Below are 17978 nucleotides of genomic sequence, written 5' to 3' on the forward strand. Positions count from 1 at the left end.
TAATTCAGAAGCGTTGGAATGATGTTGAACATCTGCATCGAGAGGGACTATCCGCTGGGCGCTAAACCTGTCCATGGCCTGCAGGAAGTTTTCTGATTCCCATCCCCAGGGTCAATTCGACCTGCACCGAAAGTCGATCCAGCAACAGTACTTCGCGACTGATTCAGATACCTCGCTTTTCGCCCCTCAAAAGCCCGACACCGCCAAGGAAAAAACATTGGACGCCTAATATTTACGGGGGGATTCCAGGGGCGAATGAGTAAGGTCTCGCAGCGGCCAGCCAACCTGAAAGCCGCCTGGCATAACTTTTGCCAGAGTCGGTAGAAAGCCCGATCAAGGGCGCTAAAAGAAACAGACATGCCCACGGGCTATCCGATTAGCGCAGCGACTATCCTTATCCTGCAGACCCTCGGTAACGCTTTGTGTGCCATGCCTCGAAACCGTGCATGCAAGTGAGGTGACCATGAGCCTGAATCTCATTCCAGAGAATTGCGGCAGTCTCTTTAACAGAGCTTCCCTGTTCACCCCTGAAAATCAGCTATTCCTTCTCAATGACCTGGATGCCATTCGTGAAGGCGTCAGCAGCGTGTTCAAAAATCATGAGCTGCGCTGCATCCGGGAAACCGACCGCATCAGCGCACGGATGCACCACGTCAATCGTGGGCGCCTGTCCTTGAACCGGCTGGAGTACGGAGCCCGAGTCAACATTGATCCCGGTCGTCTGGAAGATTTTTTCTTGATCCAGATCCCCATCAGTGGCAAAGCGCACATCATCTGCGGCGACCATGACTTTATCTCCACCCCTTATAAGGCCTCTTTGATTTCACCCAACCTGCCGTTATCGATGTGCTGGGATGCCAACGCCCCCCAATTGGCCCTTCGCATCGAACGCAGTGAAGTTGAATACCATTGTGCCCAGCACCTTGGGCATGTGATGGACAGATCACTGGAGTTCCAGCCAGAACTCGACCTGACGACCCCAAGTGGGAGCTACTTTCTCCAGCTGATCGCCATGTTGGCCGACGCGATTACATCTAACCAGCACCCGCTTCACCACTCCCTGGTGCTCAAGCAGTTCGAGTCAGTCCTGATCAATGCATTGATCTATGGCCAACCCAACAATCTGCGGGAACAACTGGAGAGCGCCAGTAAACCAAAAGCGCTTTTGCCCTATTTCGTCAAAAGGACCGAGGAATATATGCGGACTCATGCGAATGAACCGCTGAGCATCGAGCAGTTGGCCGAGCACGCCGGGGTGAGCGTACGCACACTATTTGCCGGCTTCCGCGATTTTTGCGACACCACGCCCATGGCCTATCTGCGCAACCTGCGACTGGAACAGGTGCACCTTGAGTTAAGCACACAGAGTCATGACGCTTCGGTAACCGACATCGCGTTCAAGTGGGGCTTTGTCCACTTGGGACGGTTTGCCCAAGAATATAAAAAACGTTTTGGCGAGGCGCCCTCAACCACGCTTAGATTCCGAAGCTGAACTCAGGATTCACAGTGCAAGATCCGGGGCAATCTCAATGCTGCCTCAAGCTTCGCCCCGGCAAAGTAATCAGGATCCGAAAATAGCTCACTCGGTCGAAGGGACGGATGCTTTGCTGCCAAAGCGGATTAGTTCATTGGAGAAACACAGGCCGACGATGATCAGTGCCGCTCCCGCGTACAGGCTTTCGCGCGGTACTTCATTGAGCGCCACAAACGCCAGCAGCGCGGCGAACAGTGGCTCGGTCAGCTCCTTATCGTCAAATCGCTCAAGCTGAGCCTGGGATTGCTAACCTCGGTGGTGTCACTGTTTTCCTTCCTGCACATCCTCTGGCAGGCATCCGGCCTGGTAAGCGTGCCGTTCGCCGGTGAGTCCGTAGTCATTCCGGGGTTGCTGGTGTGGATCGCCCTCGTCTACGCCCTTCTGGGCACGGGGCTGGCGTTCTGGTTGGGGCGCGCATTGCCGCGGCTCAATTTCATGCAACAGCGGCGCGAAGCCGACTTTCGCTTCTCGCTGATGCGCCTGCGGGAAAACGCCGACTCGGTGGCCCAGTACCGGGGTGAAGCAACAGAAAACGCCCGCTTCAACCAACGCCTGGAGGCGGCGCTGGAAAACTTTTGGACGCTGGTGAAAAAGCAGAAGCTGATCATGGGCTATTCGACCTTCTACCTGCGCAGTGCCACGGTCATACCGATGTTCATCATGGCGCCGCAGTTCTTCGCCGGCGCGTTTCCTCTTGGCCGCCTGACCCAGATCAGCGCTGCCTTCGGCGAAGTGCACTCGGCCATTGCCTATCTTGTAGAGGTGTTCCCGGAGCTGTCGGCATGGAAATCGGTGATCGACCGGTTGATTGGTTTCCAGGAGCGCCTGGACAAGGTCGAAGTCAAGTCGAATGTCGTTGTGGGGCAGCAGCCCAAGGGCCTTCAAATCAAGGATCTGGACATCTGGTTGCCGAACGGTCGGCGCTTGCTCAACAGCTTCAACCTTTCACTTGAGCCCGGTGACAGCCTGCTGATCAGCGCACCGTCCGGCTACGGCAAGTCGACGTTGATACGCACGGTCACAGGACTCTGGCCTCACGCTCGCGGCTGCGCCAGTTACGACCGTGAGCGTGCCCTGACACTCTCGCAGAAACCTTACCTGCCGCTAGGCAGCCTGCGCGAAGCACTCTGGTACCCCAATCAACCGGATCGTGATGCAGACGCCGCGTTACGCCTGCACATGCAGCACGTCGGCCTGCAACACTTGAGCGAGCAACTGGATGACGAACTGGACTGGTCGCAAATCCTGAGCGTTGGCGAACAGCAACGCTGTGCCTTCGTCCGCGCCCTGCTGGCCCGCCCCGCGGTGCTGTTCCTCGACGAGAGCAGTTCGGCGCTGGATGCGGCGAACGAGGCGCGCTGCTATCAGTTACTCAAACAAACGCTGCCGGAGACGATCCTGATCAGCGTCGGCCACAATGCCTCGCTGGAACGCTTCCACTGGCAAGTTCTGGAACTGCAAAGCGAGGCTCAGTGGGTGCATCGAAAGGTGATGCAACCGGTGTGACTTCGTGGGGCATCAACTGGATAGAGGTGAAGGTGCCTTCCAGAGAGTGACTGAACAGGCACTCTCTCAAATCGGCAGGTCGCGGCGCGTGACCGTCTCGGTTACCCGTTTCCTGGTTCTTCCCGAGATCCTCATAGCCAGCGACCTGATCGCTGAGCAAGACCCTCGACTGATTGTGTTGAATTTATCCGCTGGCGCTATGAACTGACCGTTCCAGTCGCGTACGACAGTGCCGCATGCCTTTGGCGATCTGCTTTTCGATGGTGCCCTCCTTGATATCCAGCTGCACAGCGATCTCGCGCATGGTGAATCCTTCGCAACGGGAGAGCAGAAACACTACGCGGTATTTCTCCGGCAGATCGTCTAACGCATTGGACAGTATTTCCAGCTCCTGACGAATACCGGCGGCCTTGTCCGGGGATGACAAAGGGCACTCGATCTCCTCAGCCAACTCACTTTCGCCGAAGTAACGACCATGGGTCGTATCCTGTCGTTGCTTGTCCAGCAACAGATTGCTTGCCGTGCGATAGAGGTAGGCCAGTGGCTTGTCCGGCTGCTTCGTCGAGTGCCTGGCAGCGCGTAGCCACGTCTCTTGAACGATATCCGACGCAATGAACGATGAGCCCGCTCTGCGCTGGATATAGGCCTTGAGTTCCTCGTAGTGGATCTCTACCAGCTGGGTCAGTGTCGGGGATTTACAGGAGGCCATCAGCGGAAAACGATCTTGTGAGGGGATGTGCCGGAAGCTATCACATTTGATAAACACTCTCAAATGCGTATGAAACCCATTCCACACTTAGTAACACTTGCGTATGATAGTTATTCTCAATAACACCAGATCCTATGTGAGTCCGCATGTCCGCCCTAGCCCTCCCGTGTGCACAAAACACCGTTACCCCGCGCTCGCCCCTGGCACTCCGGCCTCTGGCCCTCGCAGTGCACATGCTTGCAGTCGGTATCACTGTCGCTGCTCCACCTCTACAGGCGGCGGAACAGGCTGATCAGAGTGAGACTGAAAGTTCTTTGACCCTGGCGCCTATCGCTATCACGGAGACCGCCACTCAAGCGCGAACCGGCGTCACCGAAGACACCCACTCTTACACCACTGACGCTGCGCGCACGGCGACACCGTTGAGCATGTCACTGCGCGAAACCCCGCAGTCGGTCAGTGTCGTCACCCAACAGCGCATTCAGGACCAGGATCTGCGTACGATCCTCGATGTGGTCAACAATGCCACGGGTGTGTCGGTCAACCGCTACGAGACCAGCCGGGCACAGTTCAACGCCCGCGGCTTTGAGCTCAACTCGCTGATGATCGACGGTGTACCTACCATCTTTGAGCAGCCTTGGAGTTCGGGGGAGGTTTTCAGCAGCCTGGCCATGTACGACCGCGTTGAAGTGGTCCGTGGCGCCAACGGCTTGATGACCGGCGCGGGCGACCCTTCCGCATCCATCAACATGGTACGCAAGCGCGCCTACAGCACTGACTTGAAGGGGTCAGTAGAACTGAGCGCCGGCACATGGGACACCTATGGCGTCGAGGCCGATGTGTCCACGGCGTTGAATGAGGAAGGCACCATTCGCGCGCGGCTGGTCGGGGAAACCAACGAAGGCGATACCTGGATCGACATGAACTCCAACAAGCGCCAGACGCTCTACGGCACGATGGATATCGACCTGACACCCGACACCACGCTGTGGTTCGGCTTGAGCCACCAGGAAAACAACGCCGACTCGCCGATGTGGGGCGGCCTGCCGGTCTGGTACGCAGACGGTAGCCGCACAAACTGGAGCCGCTCGAAGACAACCTCCGCCAAATGGAGCAAGTGGGACACCACCTACGATACCTACTTCGTCAATCTCGATCACACCTTCGCCAACGACTGGCAAGTCAACCTCAGCTACAACCGTGGCGAGCGAACCGGCGACTCTTCCCTGCTGTACCTCTCTGGCAATCCAGGCCAGAACGGTAGTGCCGGTATGTCTTCGTTCCCGGCGACCTACAAGACCAAGACCACCCAGGACGACTACGGCATCCGCTTCAATGGCCCGTTCTCGCTGTTGGGCCGTGAGCATGAAGCGGCCTTCGGTTATGTAGACAGCAAGCAGAAATTCGATGCCGATGCACTCAATGCGCAAACCGGCTTTGACGGTGTTGCCAACTTCGATGCCTATAACGGCGATTTCCCGGAACCGATCTGGGGCCCGCGGACAGACTACGGCTACAGCGAAACCCGGCAGAAAGGGCTTTACGCCGCCACTCGCTTGAATGTGACCGACGATTTGAAAGTGATTCTTGGTGCACGTGAGAGCTGGTACGAGAAGACCAGCGATGACATCTACTCGGAGGTGAGCAAGATCGATGTCGATCACGAACTTACCCCTTATGCAGGCGTCGTCTACGACCTCACCGATAACCTCTCGGCCTATGCCAGCTACACCGAAATCTTCCTGCCGCAGTCGGTACGCGACAGCAGTGGCCAGCAATTGGAGCCCATCGTTGGCCAGAGCAGTGAAATCGGTTTGAAGGGTGAGTACTTCGGTGGCCGTTTGAACGCCTCCGCTGCGATTTTCCAGATCAAGCAGGATAATCTGGGTCAAAGCACCGGCGTGCTGATCGATCCTTCGAACCCCGTCGGCGGTTACGCCTACGAGGCCAGTGAAGGCGCAACCAGCAAGGGCTTCGAGCTGGAAGTGTCCGGCGAGCTCGCGACCGATTGGAATGCAACAGTGGGCTACACCCAGTTCACCGCCGAAGATGCCAAGGGCGACGACGTAAACACCCTGTACCCGACCAAGCTGCTGCGTACCTTTACCACCTACCGTCTGCCCGGTGCTTTCAACAAGCTGACCATTGGCGGCGGGGTTAACTGGCAGGACTCGATCTACACCTACGCCATCAACCCGGCAGGCAACTCCGAGAAGATCCAGCAGGATGCCTATGCCCTGGTCAACCTGATGGCTCGCTACGAGATCACCGAAAACCTCTCGGCACAGGTGAATGCCGACAATGTCACCGACGAGAAGTACTTCGACATCTTCGATGCCTATGGTGCCCTCACATATGGTGCGCCGCGCAGCATCACAGCTTCGGCGAAGTATCGCTTCTAAGGCAGCGCAAACCCAAGCTCGCACCAGATTGGTCAGGAACAGCGCCGAGCCTTGCAGCGCTTGACGATTTGCCTGCGAGCAACTTCCAAAATGACATTCGCCAGACGAAATCCCGATTTCTGCGCGAGCAAGTAATCAGCCATCCATCACAGTATTTTCACATCCATTGGCATACGGTGGATCCAGCTCCTTTGTGATTTCCAGCCCGCTCTCCCCATCGCGGGCTTTTTTTCGTCTGCTCGATTCAATTCGCATGAATCAACAAGACGCCCCAGCCATCAGGGCTGAAGACAAGAGACTAGAGCAGTCGGACGACTATGGCGGCGGCGGCAAAGATTATCAGTGCCAGGGCGGCACCGATGCCGAACGGCAGCAGAGTAGCGCGGGTCGCGGTCGGGGGCGGGCTACGCATTTCTACGGCCATAAATATGCGGAAGTGCTAAACGAAGCGACCGACAGTCAATTAGCTAAACTTCATCAGTAAACCACTTCGCGAATCCCTGAAAAATCAGGAGGCGAACATGAGCAAACAACCGCAACCCCAAAGCCGCTCCAACCCCCAGCCCAGATCCCGTCCGCTGGTGCCGAACCTGCCGAGCAAAACCGGCAACAAGTCCGGTGGCTTGCGTGGTAACTATCCACCGAAGAAGTCGTAATTGCCTCGGGTGTACGACAGGCTTTGCAACGGAGTCTGTCGCACTCCCCCGTCACTTCAGCATTACTTGCCTCTATATCGGACATTGTTTTCCACGAGCGACGTCGTAGCTGCCTAGAATGATGGCCAAAGGCTACGCTCTCCACGGCATCTCAAATACAGCTCGACCATGCCGCCAACAGATTCGCATCCCTGACTCTGAAAACGTCTGCCCCTTAACGTACCCAAGCCTTCGCGATGTCCCGTGTTGCCATAAACCCTGCTTTTTCTGGCTCATTTACATGGAGTAAGCGTACATGCCCTTCCCCCCTCGTTTCCTCGACCACTACCGCAAAGCCGACCGCATCATGCTGGGCCTGATCTGGCTGATGTTCGCGTTCGCTATCGGCCTGGCGTTCTGGCACGACACGTTGAAGCAGGCGCTGCTGGTGGGCGGCGGCACCAGTGTGTTGTTGACGTTGTTGTATCGCGCCATCGGCGGAACGCGGTTGATGCGTTGTCTGCTGGGCCTGGGTTTGATGGTGATGGCGGCGTTGCATATCAATCAGGCCGAGGGGGTCATTGAGTCGCACTTCGGGATTTTTGCGTTGTTGGCGGTGTTGACGTTTTATCGGGACTGGCTGCCGATTCTGGTGGCGGCGGTGACGATTGCGCTGCATCACGTGGTGTTTCATGCGCTGCAGCATCAGGGTTTTCCGGTGTTTGTGATGGCCCATCACGGTGGCTGGACGATGGTGTTCGTTCACGCTTTTTATGTGGTGATGGAGACGGTCGCGCTGCTCTATCTGGCGGTGCACAGCCAGGCCGATGCGGTGGAGAGCCAGGACATGCTGGACAAGATGCTCGCTACCACATCCCAGTTCACCGCGGGTGCCGGCCAGGGTGACAAGGCGCGAGTGCATGTGTCGCTGGCACAGCGCTTCGATCAGTTTTTGATGCAGATCACCGCCTTGGTGGACGGCGTGGTGCGTGACTCTCAGGGTTTGGGTCAGTTGGGTCAGGAGTTGGCCAAGGCCAGTAACACGCTGGAGAAAGGCGCCAAGCATCAGTTGACGGAAATCGCGCAGATGACCGGGTCGATGCAGCGCATGGGCGATGCGATGGAGCACATCGTGGTGCATGTCGAGCATGCCGTTGTCCATGCCGGCCAGGCCAGCGCGCAAGTCACTCGCGGCCAGGAAAGCGTGAACCGTGCGCGGCAGGAAATCACTCAACTGGCCTCACGCCTGGAAGGCACCAACCAGACCGTGCAGGTACTGGCCTGGCAGGCGCAGCAGATCGGTACGGTGCTGGAGGTGATCAGCAGCATTGCCGAGCAGACCAACTTGCTGGCGCTCAACGCCGCGATTGAAGCGGCGCGCGCCGGCGAGCAAGGCCGGGGCTTTGCGGTGGTGGCCGATGAGGTGCGCAGCCTGGCGCAGCGTACGGCGGTGTCCACCAAGGAAATCCGCACCATCATCGAGGCCTTGCAGCAAGGCAGCCGCAAAGCCGTCGAGGCCATGCAGGACAGCCGCGAAGGTGTAGTGCGCTGCGTCGAGGACAGTCAGGTGGCCGCGGCGATGTTGCAGGCCGTCGGCAGCGACATCTCGCAGATCGATGAGCTCAATGGGCGGATCGTCACGACGACCCGCGAACAGTCCACGGCGAGTTTCGAGATTGTCGGGCGTTTGCAGTCGGTGCAGAGCATTGCGCAAAACACGGCGGATGATGTGGAGACACTGGCGCTGAGCAGTCGGCGCTTGCCGCCCATTGCGATCCGGCTGGATGCGTTGGGGCGGACGTTTCATCAATGATGCTCGACGGGAGAAGTTTTCCGTTGGTCGAACCGATTTGCTCTACAGACTCAACAAACCTATCTTTGAGTCTATGGAGTCAAGATAGGTATTGATCATGGCCGTCCCCCTGCAACCCCAATCCTTCAGCAAAAACCAATGCGTCACCGGCCTGCGTGCCGCCGTGAGCATTCTGGAAAAGTGGAAGGCCACCAGTGATCAGGCCTGTCGCATCCTGCGTATTTCCCGAAGCACCTACACCCGCGCCCGGCAGCGAGACCCGGACTGGGCGGTGGCGCTGGATGCGGACCAGATGCAGCGCATCAGTTTTGTGTTGAACATTCACGCGACGTTGCGGCTGGTGTTCGACAACCCGGATAACGTGTACGGCTTTGCCTCGATGGCCAATGACAACGAGTTTTTCAACGGGCGTTCGCCGCTGGAGATCATGGCCCAGGGCGACATGATTTCGCTGTACGAAACCTTCCGCCGCATCGACATGCTGCGGGGTGCGCAATGGTGATGGCGAGTGAGCTGGCGGTGTTTGCCGGTCAGTCGTTGCAGGCTTATCGCCTGGTCAATTCGAAGTTTCCGCCCATTGCGTTGTTTGATGATGTGGCGGATGCGGCTGAGTTCGAGGTGTTGTTCGAGATTCAGGCGCTGACCAATCCGCGGTTGAAGAATGAGGTGGGTCAGCTGGAGTTGATTGCGCGCCGCGAGATCCCGTTCGGCATTCCGGGTTGCTCCTACGCCATTGCGCCGTTTACCCACGTCAACCCGGCGGGCTCGCGTTTCAGCGATGGCCGTTTTGGGGTGTTGTACTTGGCGGAGTCGATGGACGCGGCGCTGGCCGAGGTGCGACATCACCAGGCGCTGTATTGGTCGAGGGTTCCGAGCCTGAACTATGAGCGCTTTGTGTTTCGTGGATTGGCCTGTGCATTTGGCGATGGCGGGATGAAGGACGCCACGGCCCTGCCGATGAGCGATCCGGTGTATGCGCCGGACGACTACAGCCACTCCCGTGTGTTGGGGCAGGCGGTGCGCGATGCCGGTTGCCCCGGTTTGCGTTATCACTCGGTGCGGATGCCGGGCAGTCATTGCTGGGCGTTGATGACGCCGAGGCCGGTTTCGTCGATTGTGCAGACGGCGCATTACGAGATGGTCTGGAATGGGCAGATCACCAGTGTCAGTCAGATCAGTGAGGCTTGAGCCCCGTTGTCAGGCACATGAATACCTGTGGGAGCGAGCTTGCTCGCGATTGCTGTGTGTCAATCGACACATATGTTGAACGTGAAATTGCCATCGCGAGCAAGCTCGCTCCCACAGGGATCTGCGATCCATTGAGCGCATCGATAGTCACCATCATTTCAATGAAGTTCTCTTAAAAAATCCCCGGCGTAACATCTGCTCCATACCAACCCATAAGCACCCCGGAGCACACCATCATGAAACGCCAAACCCTCCTCAGCATCGCTTTCTCGGTTTTCGCAGTTAACGCTTTCGCCGCAAACCCTGCTCAACCTGTGGTCGCTGAAGGCGGCTCGGATCGTCTGATTGAAAGCCGTGTGGCCGAGGGTGGTTCGGATCGTTTGATCGAGAATCGTGTGGCCGAAGGTGGTTCGGATCGCCTGCTGGAAAAACGTGTTGCCGAAGGTGGTTCCGACCGTCTGATCGAAAGCCGCGCTGTCTGAATGCAGTGCTTTACCGCAAGACTCAACGAAAAGCCCGGCCTCAACAGCCTGATGCTGCTCAATCAAGCGAGAATGATCCACTCACTGTAGGAGCGAGCTTGCTCGCGATGGACTCAAGAGCGCTGCGTTTAGTCAGTAAACACGCGGCATCGTTAACGACCATCGCGAGCAAACTCGCTCCTACAGGGGATCGTTCTTTTAACTGAACAGCATCAGGCTTCAACAGCCGGGCTTTTTCGTGCGGGTTATCAATTCGTTTGTAGGTCATGCACTTTCGCGGATCGCGAGAGGCCAATCTTGATGCCGACTAGCACGGGCGCGGCAAAGACGAACAGCAGGGCCACGGCGAAGAACGCCGTATCGAAAGCAATCACCGTGGCCTGACCTGATACCGCCTTGCCCAGCAGGCTCGTGGTTGCCCGGCCAGCGGCCACCTGATCCATGCCCTTCCCTGCCAGCATCGCGGTTGTGGTCATCAGCCGTTCGATGACCGCGTGTCCCCCTGGGGTGACGTTGGCGCCGAGGACCACGCCATTGCTGACAACCTGATGGTCAATCAAGGTCTGCAGCCCGGCGACGCCCATCAAGCCTCCCAACTGGCGCCCTGTGTTGAACAGGCCGATGCCGCTGGCCAGGTTGCGGCTGTTGAGGTGGCTGAAAGCAATCAGCGTGATCGACAGAAACAGGAAACCAAGGCCCAGGCCGCGCAACAGGATGGCCGCCATCATGTCGTCGGTGCCGCTTTCGCTGTTGGAGCCGGACAGCATCCACATCGCCCCCATGATCAGCAGGATACCCAACGGCACGGTCGCCACCGGCGGCACGCGACGCACGCTGAACAGATAGGCGGCGATGAGCAGCGAACCGACAAAAAAACCGCCACTGGGCAACAGGAGCAGGCCGGCATCGGTCGGCGTGAACGCGAGTACCGACAGGGCGAACGCCGGGATCAGGTAGGCGCTGCCGAACAGGGCGGCACCGGCGACGAAACTGACGATAAAGGCAAAGGTGAAATCGCTTGTTTTGAACAGGCTGAAATCGAGCAACCCCTGGCCGTTGGCCAACACCTGTTGACCGAGAAAGGCCAGCAGCGCGGCGGCACCGATCACCGTCAGTGCCAGGATGCGCGGTTCCTCGAACCAGTCCCAGCGGCTGCCCTGGCTGAGCACGTAGGTGAAACAGAACAGGGCCGCAGAGAGCAGCGAGAACCCGAGCCAGTCGAACGAATGTTGCCGGACCCTGGCGGGCATGGGGTGGTCGGCGATGAGCAAGAGGCCGGTCGCCGCCAGGGCCAGCGGCACCACGCTGAAGAAAATCCAGGTCCAGGACTGGCTGTCGATCAACCACCCTTGCAGGGCTGGCGCGAGGGTCGCCGACGCGACCACCGCCGCCATGGCGAACAGGGCTTGCAGGATCGGCTGAAGCGCGCGCCGATAGCCGCGAAAGATGATCGCCTGGCCCGCCACCAGCAAAGCACCTCCCGCGAAGCCTTGCAGGATGCGTAATGCGATCAGCAGTTCCAGCCAGGCGGTAACGGCAGCCACGCAGCACGCCAGGCCCATGACCAGGGTGGCGCCGATGATCACGTTGCGCGCAGAAAATCGCTGCATCAGCCAAGGGGCGAGCATGAACCCGATCAGCTTGAACGCGATGTAGCCGACATCCAGCCAGGCGAACTCGTCAGGCGTGGCATAGGTGTCGCCGATGATGTCGCCGCGACCGAGGGCCAGCACGGTGCTGGCGATCGCTTCCGTCAACGTCGCCAGCACGATGCCCACCATGAGCAGGACGCCGTTCATTGTCCTGGCGCTGCTCGGCGTGGCGCAGGCAACGCGGCTCATGAGCCTGCCCCTTGTGCAACTTCCACCCGCGCGGACAGGCCCGGCACGATGCGCCCCGGCAGGGGGTTTTCAGCCAGGCGGATCTTCACCGGGACGCGCTGCACGACACGCACAAAGTTCCCGGTGGCGTTGTCGGGCGGCAGCAGGCTGAACGCCGAGCCACTGCCTGGTGCAAAGCTGTCGACCACGCCATCGAGTGCCGCATCGGGGTAGCCATCGACCGTGACGCGCACCGGCTGACCGGGGCGAATATGTTCCAGTTGAGTTTCCTTGAAGTTCGCCACGATCCACACATCGTTGACCGGCACGATATCGAGCAGGGATACGCCCGGTGTGACGAAACGACCGAGGCGAACCTGACGGTTACCGACCACGCCATCCACAGGTGCGTGTACCACGGTGTGCTCGAGATCGATCCGGGCGAGATCACGTGCGGCCTCTGCCTGGCTCACAGCGGCCACGGCAGCCTCGCGCTCGGCTACAAACACCGTGATGCGCTGCTGTTGCGCCTCGACCGTTGCCGAAGCGGCCGAAACCGAGGCCGCGGCTCTGGATTGCGCGGTGCCGGTTTCATCGACCAGGGCCTGGCTCACCGCATTGCTGACGATCAGTTTGCGGCTGCGGTCGTGGGTCTTGGCCGCCAGGCTCATGTCGGCGGAGGCTGAGCGCCTTTGCGCTTCGGCCTGCCTGATCAGCGCATGCTGGAGCTGGATCTGTGCGTCGACATGGGTCAGGCGCGCCTGGGCGGCGCTGACATTGGCCTCGGCTTGCGCAAGTTTGGCGCGGTAGTCGCGGTCATCGATTCGAAACAGCACATCACCGGCACGCACGGCCTGGTTGTCCCGAACCTCCACCGCCGTGACATAGCCCGCGACCTTGGCGGCCAGCGAGGTGACGTCCCCGCGGACATACGCGTTGTCGGTCGAGGTCACGCCACTTGAAAACGCCATGGCTCCCCAAACCGCCACGACCATCAAGGCCGCGACGCACAGCAACAGGCCGATGGTCTTGCGCTTGCTTCGCCGCACCACGACCACAGGCGTGCCGCTACTTGCGCTGGTGGCAATGGCGGCCTTGTCCAGGAGCGAGTTCATTTTTTCATTTCCTGTTCAGTGCCAAGAACTGACTCAGCCACTGGGCGACAGGGTCTGCCGCCCGGCGGTCGAGCCTTCATGAGCGCGTGATCGGCTCACTGTTTGATCGGTGTCACGAGTACCTTTTCCTCGGTGTCGAGGACGAACACCGCCAACAGGCGTGCAGGTTGGGTGTCACTGGCGTTGGCGCTGACCAGGTGCACGGAGCCCGGTTCCTCTACGAAGTTTTCGCCGACGTTGTAGATCTTTTCCGGCTCGCCTTTGACCTGGATGCGAAACGAACCCTCCAGGACCGTTGCATAGATGAAGGCCGTTTTCGGATGGGTGTGGGCCGGCGATGCGGCACCCGGCCCATACTCGACGACCACGCCCCTCATGCTCTTGCCAGGGATGTTGGGAATGGGACGGTCGAACACCACCGTCACCTTGCCGGGGGGCGGCTCGGCGGCTGTTGCGGCGCTGATCGAGAGCGCCGCGAAGACAGCGGCCATTAGCAATCGGGTAACCATGGGATTTCTCCTGGATTCGTAGGGAAATGTGCGGGTGCGATCCGTTACTGCGCCATCGACCGGGCCAGCCAGTCGTCGAAGCGGATCGCCCCCAGGCGTGCGTTCTTGCCGGTGACCAGCGATTGATCGTCGAGCACGGCGCCGAAGTAACGGGCATGTACATCCGGCACGACCTTGCGGTTGTCCTGGGTCGCCCGCAGATAACGCCTGGCCAGTTCGTCGATCGGCATGGTTTCCGGGCCACCGACTTCAACGGTGCCATTGACCGGTGCTGCCAGCACGACATCGGCCAGCGCCGCTACCACGTCGTCGGACGCTATCGGCTGGATCAGCGCCGGCGAAGCATGAATTTCCTCGCCAACGGCGAACGACTGGACAATGCCGCCGGCAAACTCGGAGAACTGCGTGGCACGTAGAATGGTGTAAGGAACGCCGGATGCCTTGATAAGGGCTTCCTGCGCGACCTTGGCCCGGAAATAGCCGGTATCGGGAAGCCGTTCGCTGCCGACAATCGACAGGGCTACGTGATGACGAACCCCGGCAGCGGCTTCGGCGGCCAGCAGGTTACGGCTCGACGTTTCAAAGAAATCGAGAACTGCCTGGTCCTCCCACGACGGTGCGTTCGCCACGTCGACCACCACATCAGCACCATCCATCGCTTCGGCCAGGCCTTCGCGGGTGATGCTGTTCACGCCCGTGCTGGGGCTGGCGGCGAGCGCATCATGGCCGCGCTCGCGCAGGGTGTTCACAAGTTTCGATCCGATGAGGCCGGAGCCTCCGATGACGACGATCTTCATGACTTTTCTCCACTTGTCGACTGCAACCATTGCGTCGGTGTAGAAAGAGTGCCTGCGCGCACCAGGCAAGTCCTTGCGCCGGGCTTGGGTTTGCCTTGGCGAGTGCTTGGTTTTATGTCCAAAGCCATTGACGTTCGTCCAGCCGCCCTTGCCGCAGACGGTGCAGCGGGTGTCGAGCTGCCGTATCATCTGCCTCAGTTACCAACCGACAGCCGCCTGGGACACGGAGTTGAGGGCGCTTCGCCAGGGGATGCTCAATTTGCCATTCACGTTTGAAGACTACGTACTCGATCAGGAGCGCCGGGAGCTGACCCTGCGCGGGCAAATCGTGGCCGTCGGACCGCAGGTTTTCGATCTGTTGCTGCTGTTCGTCAACAATCCCGACCGCGTCGTCAGCAAGGACGAGTTGCTCAAGGCGGTGTGGGGCGACCGGATCGTTTCGGAATCGACGATCACCAGCCACATCAATGCGGTGCGCAAGGCCGTTGGTGATACCGGTGAGGAGCAGCGCCTGGTGCGCACCGTCCCCCGCAAGGGCTACCGCTTCGTTGGTCGGATCAACGACGACTTGAGCGGGCAAACACCACAGTCTGACATCGACGAACGCGCAAGCGCTGCCCCGAAACAAATCCCCTCCCCTACGCTCGTCCTGCCGGACAAACCCTCGATCACCGTCCTGCCCTTCCAGAACCTGAGCGGTGATCCGGAGCAGGAGTATTTCGCCGATGGCGTCGTGGAGGACATCATCGCGGCCCTGTCGCGTATCCGCTGGCTGTTCGTCATTGCGCGCAATTCGAGCTTCACCTACAAGGGCCAGGTCGTGGACGCCCAGGGCGTCGGCCAGGAACTGGGCGTGCGCTATGTGCTCGAAGGCAGCGTGCGCAAGTGCGGGAACCGGCTGCGCATTACCGGGCAACTGATCGACGCGACAAGCGGGACGCATATCTGGGCGGAGCGCTTCGAAGGCCTGCTCGACGACCTCTTCGAGCTGCAGGACCAAATCACCGAAAGCGTCGTCGGTGCCATCGCGCCGCAACTGGAGCGGGCAGAAATCGAACGCGCCAAGCGCAAGCCGACGGAAAGCCTGGACGCCTACGACTACTACCTGCGGGCCATGGCAAAACTGCACAGCGGCAGCCGCGAAGCCATCGAGCAGGCGCTGCCGATGTTCTACCAGGCCATCGAACTCGATGCGGAATTCGCTTCGGCCTATGGCATGGCCGCCTGGTGCCACTTCTGGCGCAAGCTCAATGGCTGGATGAGCGATCGACCCGCAGAAATCGCCGAGGGCATACGCCTGGCGCGTCTGGCGGTGACCCTCGGCCGCGACGATGCCGTCGCGTTGACCCGGGGCGGACATGCGCTTGCTCATCTCGCCGGCGAAGTCGACGGCGGCATTGCGCTGCTCGACAGGGCGTGCCTGCTCAATCCCAACCTCGCCCCCGCCTGGTTTCTGGGCGGTATCCTGCGGGCACTGCACGGTGAAACAGACGCCGCCATCGAGCATTTGAACCATGCCGTTCGCTTGAGTCCGCTGGATCCGGAAATGTTCAGGATGCAGGTGGGGATGGCGCTCGCGCATTTCTTCGCCGGGCACTTCGATGCCGCTGCGCAGTGGGCGGAAAAGGCCCTGGGTAACCTGCCCAGTCTGCTGGTCGCGGCGGCGCTGGTGGCGGCCAGTGATGCGCTCGGCGGTCGAATGGAAAAAGCGAATCTGGCGATGCAGCGTCTGCAAAAGCTGGATCCTTCTTTGCGTCTGTGCACCCTCAAGGACTGGCTGCCCATTCAACGGCCTGAGGATTTCGCCCGTTTCGTCGATGGACTGCGGCTGGCCGGGCTACCGGAGTGAAGACGACCACCCTGTAGGAGCGAGCTTGCTCGCGATGGTCGTCAACGATGACGCGGGTTTTCTGATTAGTCGCGGTGTCTTCAAATCCATCGCGAGCAAGCTCGCTCCTACAATTGCAACGGTAGGCTAAGCTTTGAGCAACTCGTTGCTCATGATGCTCGGTTCTGCAGGTTTTGGGTTTTTCTGGAGAGCGTCTGCAACAGCTATCCCAGACTGGCCCAAACCTTTCACGCAGGATTGCCGTGATGACAGAGCCCCTCCTCAGCTTTGATGCACTCAAGCGCGCCGCGGCTGCCGGCGAAATCGATACCGTACTGGTCTGCATGGTCGACATGCAGGGACGCCTGGTCGGCAAGCGGTTCCAGGTCGAGTTTTTCATCGACAGCGGCCACGAAGAAACCCACTGCTGCAACTACCTGCTGGCCGATGACATCGACATGGAGCCGGTGCCGGGTTACGCCGCGGCCAGTTGGAGCAAGGGTTACGGCGATTTCGTGCTCAAGCCCGACATGTCCACCCTGCGGCGCGTGCCCTGGCTTGAGTGCACGGCGCTGGTGCTGTGCGACGTGCTCGATCATCACCATCGCCAGGACCTGCCCCACAGCCCAAGGGCGATTCTGAAAAAACAGGTCGAGCGCCTTCGCGAGCGTGGTTACACCGGCATGTTTGCCTCGGAGCTCGAGTTCTATCTGTTCGATGAGAGTTACGAGGCGATCCACAAGCGCAACTATCACAAACCGAAAACCGCCGGCCATTACATCGAAGACTACAACATCCTCCAGACCACCCGCGAAGAGCCGGTGCTGCGGGCGATTCGCAAGCACTTGCAGGCCTCGGGCATTCCCGTGGAAAACTCCAAGGGTGAATGGGGCCCGGGCCAGGAAGAGATCAACATCCGCTACGCCGACGCCCTGACCATGGCCGACCACCACGTCATCATCAAGCACGCCTGCAAAGAGATCGCGCAATTGCAGGGCAAGGCGATCACCTTCATGGCCAAGTGGCGCTACGACGCTGCCGGCTCCAGCAGTCACATCCATAATTCGCTGTGGGACAAGAACGCCAAGAAGCCGCTGTTCTTCGACGCGAAAGCCGAATTCGGCATGTCGAAACTGATGCGTTCCTGGGTCGCCGGCCAGCTCAAGTACGCCAACGACATCACCTGTTTTCTCGCGCCCTACATCAATTCCTACAAGCGCTTCCAGGCTGGCACTTTTGCGCCGACGCGGGCGGTCTGGAGCCGCGACAATCGCACCGCCGGCTTTCGCCTGTGTGCCGAAGGCAGCAAGGCCATCCGCATCGAATGCCGCATCGGCGGTGCCGATCTCAACCCCTATCTGGCCTTCGCCGCGCTGATCGCGGCGGGCCTGGCCGGTATCGACGAGAAGCTCGATCTGGCGCCGCCGTTCGAAGGCGACGCCTACCTGGATGAGCATTTGCCGGAAGTGTCCAAGACACTGCGCGAAGCGAGCGCCGCACTCAAGACCTCCGGCATGTTGCGCAAGGCGTTCGGCGATGAGGTGGTCGACCATTACGTGCACACCGCCGAGTGGGAGCAGAAAGAGTACGACCGGCGTATCACCGACTGGGAACTGCAGCGCGGCTTCGAGCGCTATTGA

At 59.7% G+C, this 17978-nt stretch carries 14 protein-coding genes and 3 pseudogenes; 11 read left to right on the top strand and 6 right to left on the bottom strand.

Annotated elements, in window-relative coordinates:
• Positions 1 to 463: 463 nt before the first annotated feature.
• Positions 464 to 1492: an AraC family transcriptional regulator gene (locus tag J4D25_RS15040; protein WP_057714240.1), complete on the top strand. Its 1029-nt coding sequence runs from the start codon at positions 464 to 466 to the stop codon at positions 1490 to 1492.
• An 87-nt stretch (positions 1493 to 1579) separates the two neighbouring features.
• Here the strand turns inward: J4D25_RS15040 and J4D25_RS15045 are convergent.
• Positions 1580 to 1744 (bottom strand): annotated as a pseudogene (locus J4D25_RS15045) (EamA/RhaT family transporter); the annotation flags it as partial.
• Here J4D25_RS15045 and J4D25_RS15050 point away from each other — a divergent pair.
• Positions 1742 to 3040: pseudogene (locus J4D25_RS15050) on the top strand (ABC transporter ATP-binding protein/permease); the annotation flags it as partial. The pseudogenes J4D25_RS15045 and J4D25_RS15050 overlap by 3 nt on opposite strands.
• Before the next feature lie 184 nt (positions 3041 to 3224).
• Here the strand turns inward: J4D25_RS15050 and J4D25_RS15055 are convergent.
• Positions 3225 to 3806, bottom strand: coding sequence for an RNA polymerase sigma factor (locus J4D25_RS15055; RefSeq protein WP_207253307.1), 582 nt, complete (start codon positions 3804 to 3806; stop codon positions 3225 to 3227).
• A gap of 257 nt (positions 3807 to 4063) precedes the next feature.
• On the opposite strand from J4D25_RS15055, the gene J4D25_RS15060 reads away from it, so the two are divergent.
• The 7 genes and pseudogenes from J4D25_RS15060 to J4D25_RS15085 all read left to right on the top strand — a co-directional run.
• Complete coding sequence (locus tag J4D25_RS15060) at positions 4064 to 6151, top strand: TonB-dependent siderophore receptor (RefSeq protein ID WP_241781129.1); 2088 nt, start codon at positions 4064 to 4066, stop codon at positions 6149 to 6151.
• 253 nt (positions 6152 to 6404) lie between these two features.
• Positions 6405 to 6635: a hypothetical protein gene (locus tag J4D25_RS15065; RefSeq protein ID WP_057714237.1), complete on the top strand. Its 231-nt coding sequence runs from the start codon at positions 6405 to 6407 to the stop codon at positions 6633 to 6635.
• A 37-nt stretch (positions 6636 to 6672) separates the two neighbouring features.
• Positions 6673 to 6807, top strand: coding sequence for a hypothetical protein (locus J4D25_RS27035; RefSeq protein WP_256355847.1), 135 nt, complete (start codon positions 6673 to 6675; stop codon positions 6805 to 6807).
• A gap of 295 nt (positions 6808 to 7102) precedes the next feature.
• Complete coding sequence (locus J4D25_RS27175; protein ID WP_057714236.1) at positions 7103 to 8599, top strand: methyl-accepting chemotaxis protein; 1497 nt, start codon at positions 7103 to 7105, stop codon at positions 8597 to 8599.
• 97 nt (positions 8600 to 8696) lie between these two features.
• The gene (locus tag J4D25_RS15075; protein ID WP_057714235.1) at positions 8697 to 9101 is read left to right on the top strand and encodes an antitoxin Xre-like helix-turn-helix domain-containing protein; all 405 of its coding nucleotides are present in this window, start codon (positions 8697 to 8699) and stop codon (positions 9099 to 9101) included.
• Positions 9095 to 9787, top strand: a complete 693-nt coding sequence (locus J4D25_RS15080) for an RES family NAD+ phosphorylase (RefSeq protein WP_057714234.1) — start codon at positions 9095 to 9097, stop codon at positions 9785 to 9787. Before J4D25_RS15075 ends, J4D25_RS15080 begins: the two co-directional genes overlap by 7 nt.
• A gap of 236 nt (positions 9788 to 10023) precedes the next feature.
• Positions 10024 to 10260: pseudogene (locus tag J4D25_RS15085) on the top strand (hypothetical protein); the annotation flags it as partial.
• Between the two features lie 257 nt (positions 10261 to 10517).
• Here the strand turns inward: J4D25_RS15085 and J4D25_RS15090 are convergent.
• From J4D25_RS15090 to J4D25_RS15105, 4 genes are all read right to left on the bottom strand, one after another.
• A complete protein-coding gene (locus J4D25_RS15090; protein WP_057714232.1) occupies positions 10518 to 12110 on the bottom strand; it encodes a DHA2 family efflux MFS transporter permease subunit in 1593 nt (530 codons plus the stop codon).
• Positions 12107 to 13204, bottom strand: a complete 1098-nt coding sequence (locus J4D25_RS15095) for an HlyD family secretion protein (RefSeq protein WP_057714231.1) — start codon at positions 13202 to 13204, stop codon at positions 12107 to 12109. Before J4D25_RS15095 ends, J4D25_RS15090 begins: the two co-directional genes overlap by 4 nt.
• 95 nt (positions 13205 to 13299) lie before the next feature.
• Positions 13300 to 13713: a cupin domain-containing protein gene (locus J4D25_RS15100; protein WP_057714230.1), complete on the bottom strand. Its 414-nt coding sequence runs from the start codon at positions 13711 to 13713 to the stop codon at positions 13300 to 13302.
• A gap of 44 nt (positions 13714 to 13757) precedes the next feature.
• A complete protein-coding gene (locus J4D25_RS15105) occupies positions 13758 to 14510 on the bottom strand; it encodes an SDR family oxidoreductase (RefSeq protein ID WP_057714229.1) in 753 nt (250 codons plus the stop codon).
• Positions 14511 to 14769: 259 nt separating this feature from the next.
• Here J4D25_RS15105 and J4D25_RS15110 point away from each other — a divergent pair, with 259 nt between their 5' ends.
• Positions 14770 to 16359 carry a winged helix-turn-helix domain-containing tetratricopeptide repeat protein gene (locus J4D25_RS15110; protein WP_057716589.1) on the top strand — a complete coding sequence of 530 codons (1590 nt, stop codon included), beginning with the start codon at positions 14770 to 14772 and terminating at the stop codon, positions 16357 to 16359.
• Between the two features lie 245 nt (positions 16360 to 16604).
• Positions 16605 to 17978 (top strand): glutamine synthetase family protein, encoded by a 1374-nt coding sequence (locus J4D25_RS15115; protein ID WP_057714228.1) that lies wholly within the window; start codon positions 16605 to 16607, stop codon positions 17976 to 17978.

This window comes from Pseudomonas sp. GW456-L13, from assembly GCF_017350115.1.
GTDB lineage: Bacteria > Pseudomonadota > Gammaproteobacteria > Pseudomonadales > Pseudomonadaceae > Aquipseudomonas > Aquipseudomonas jessenii.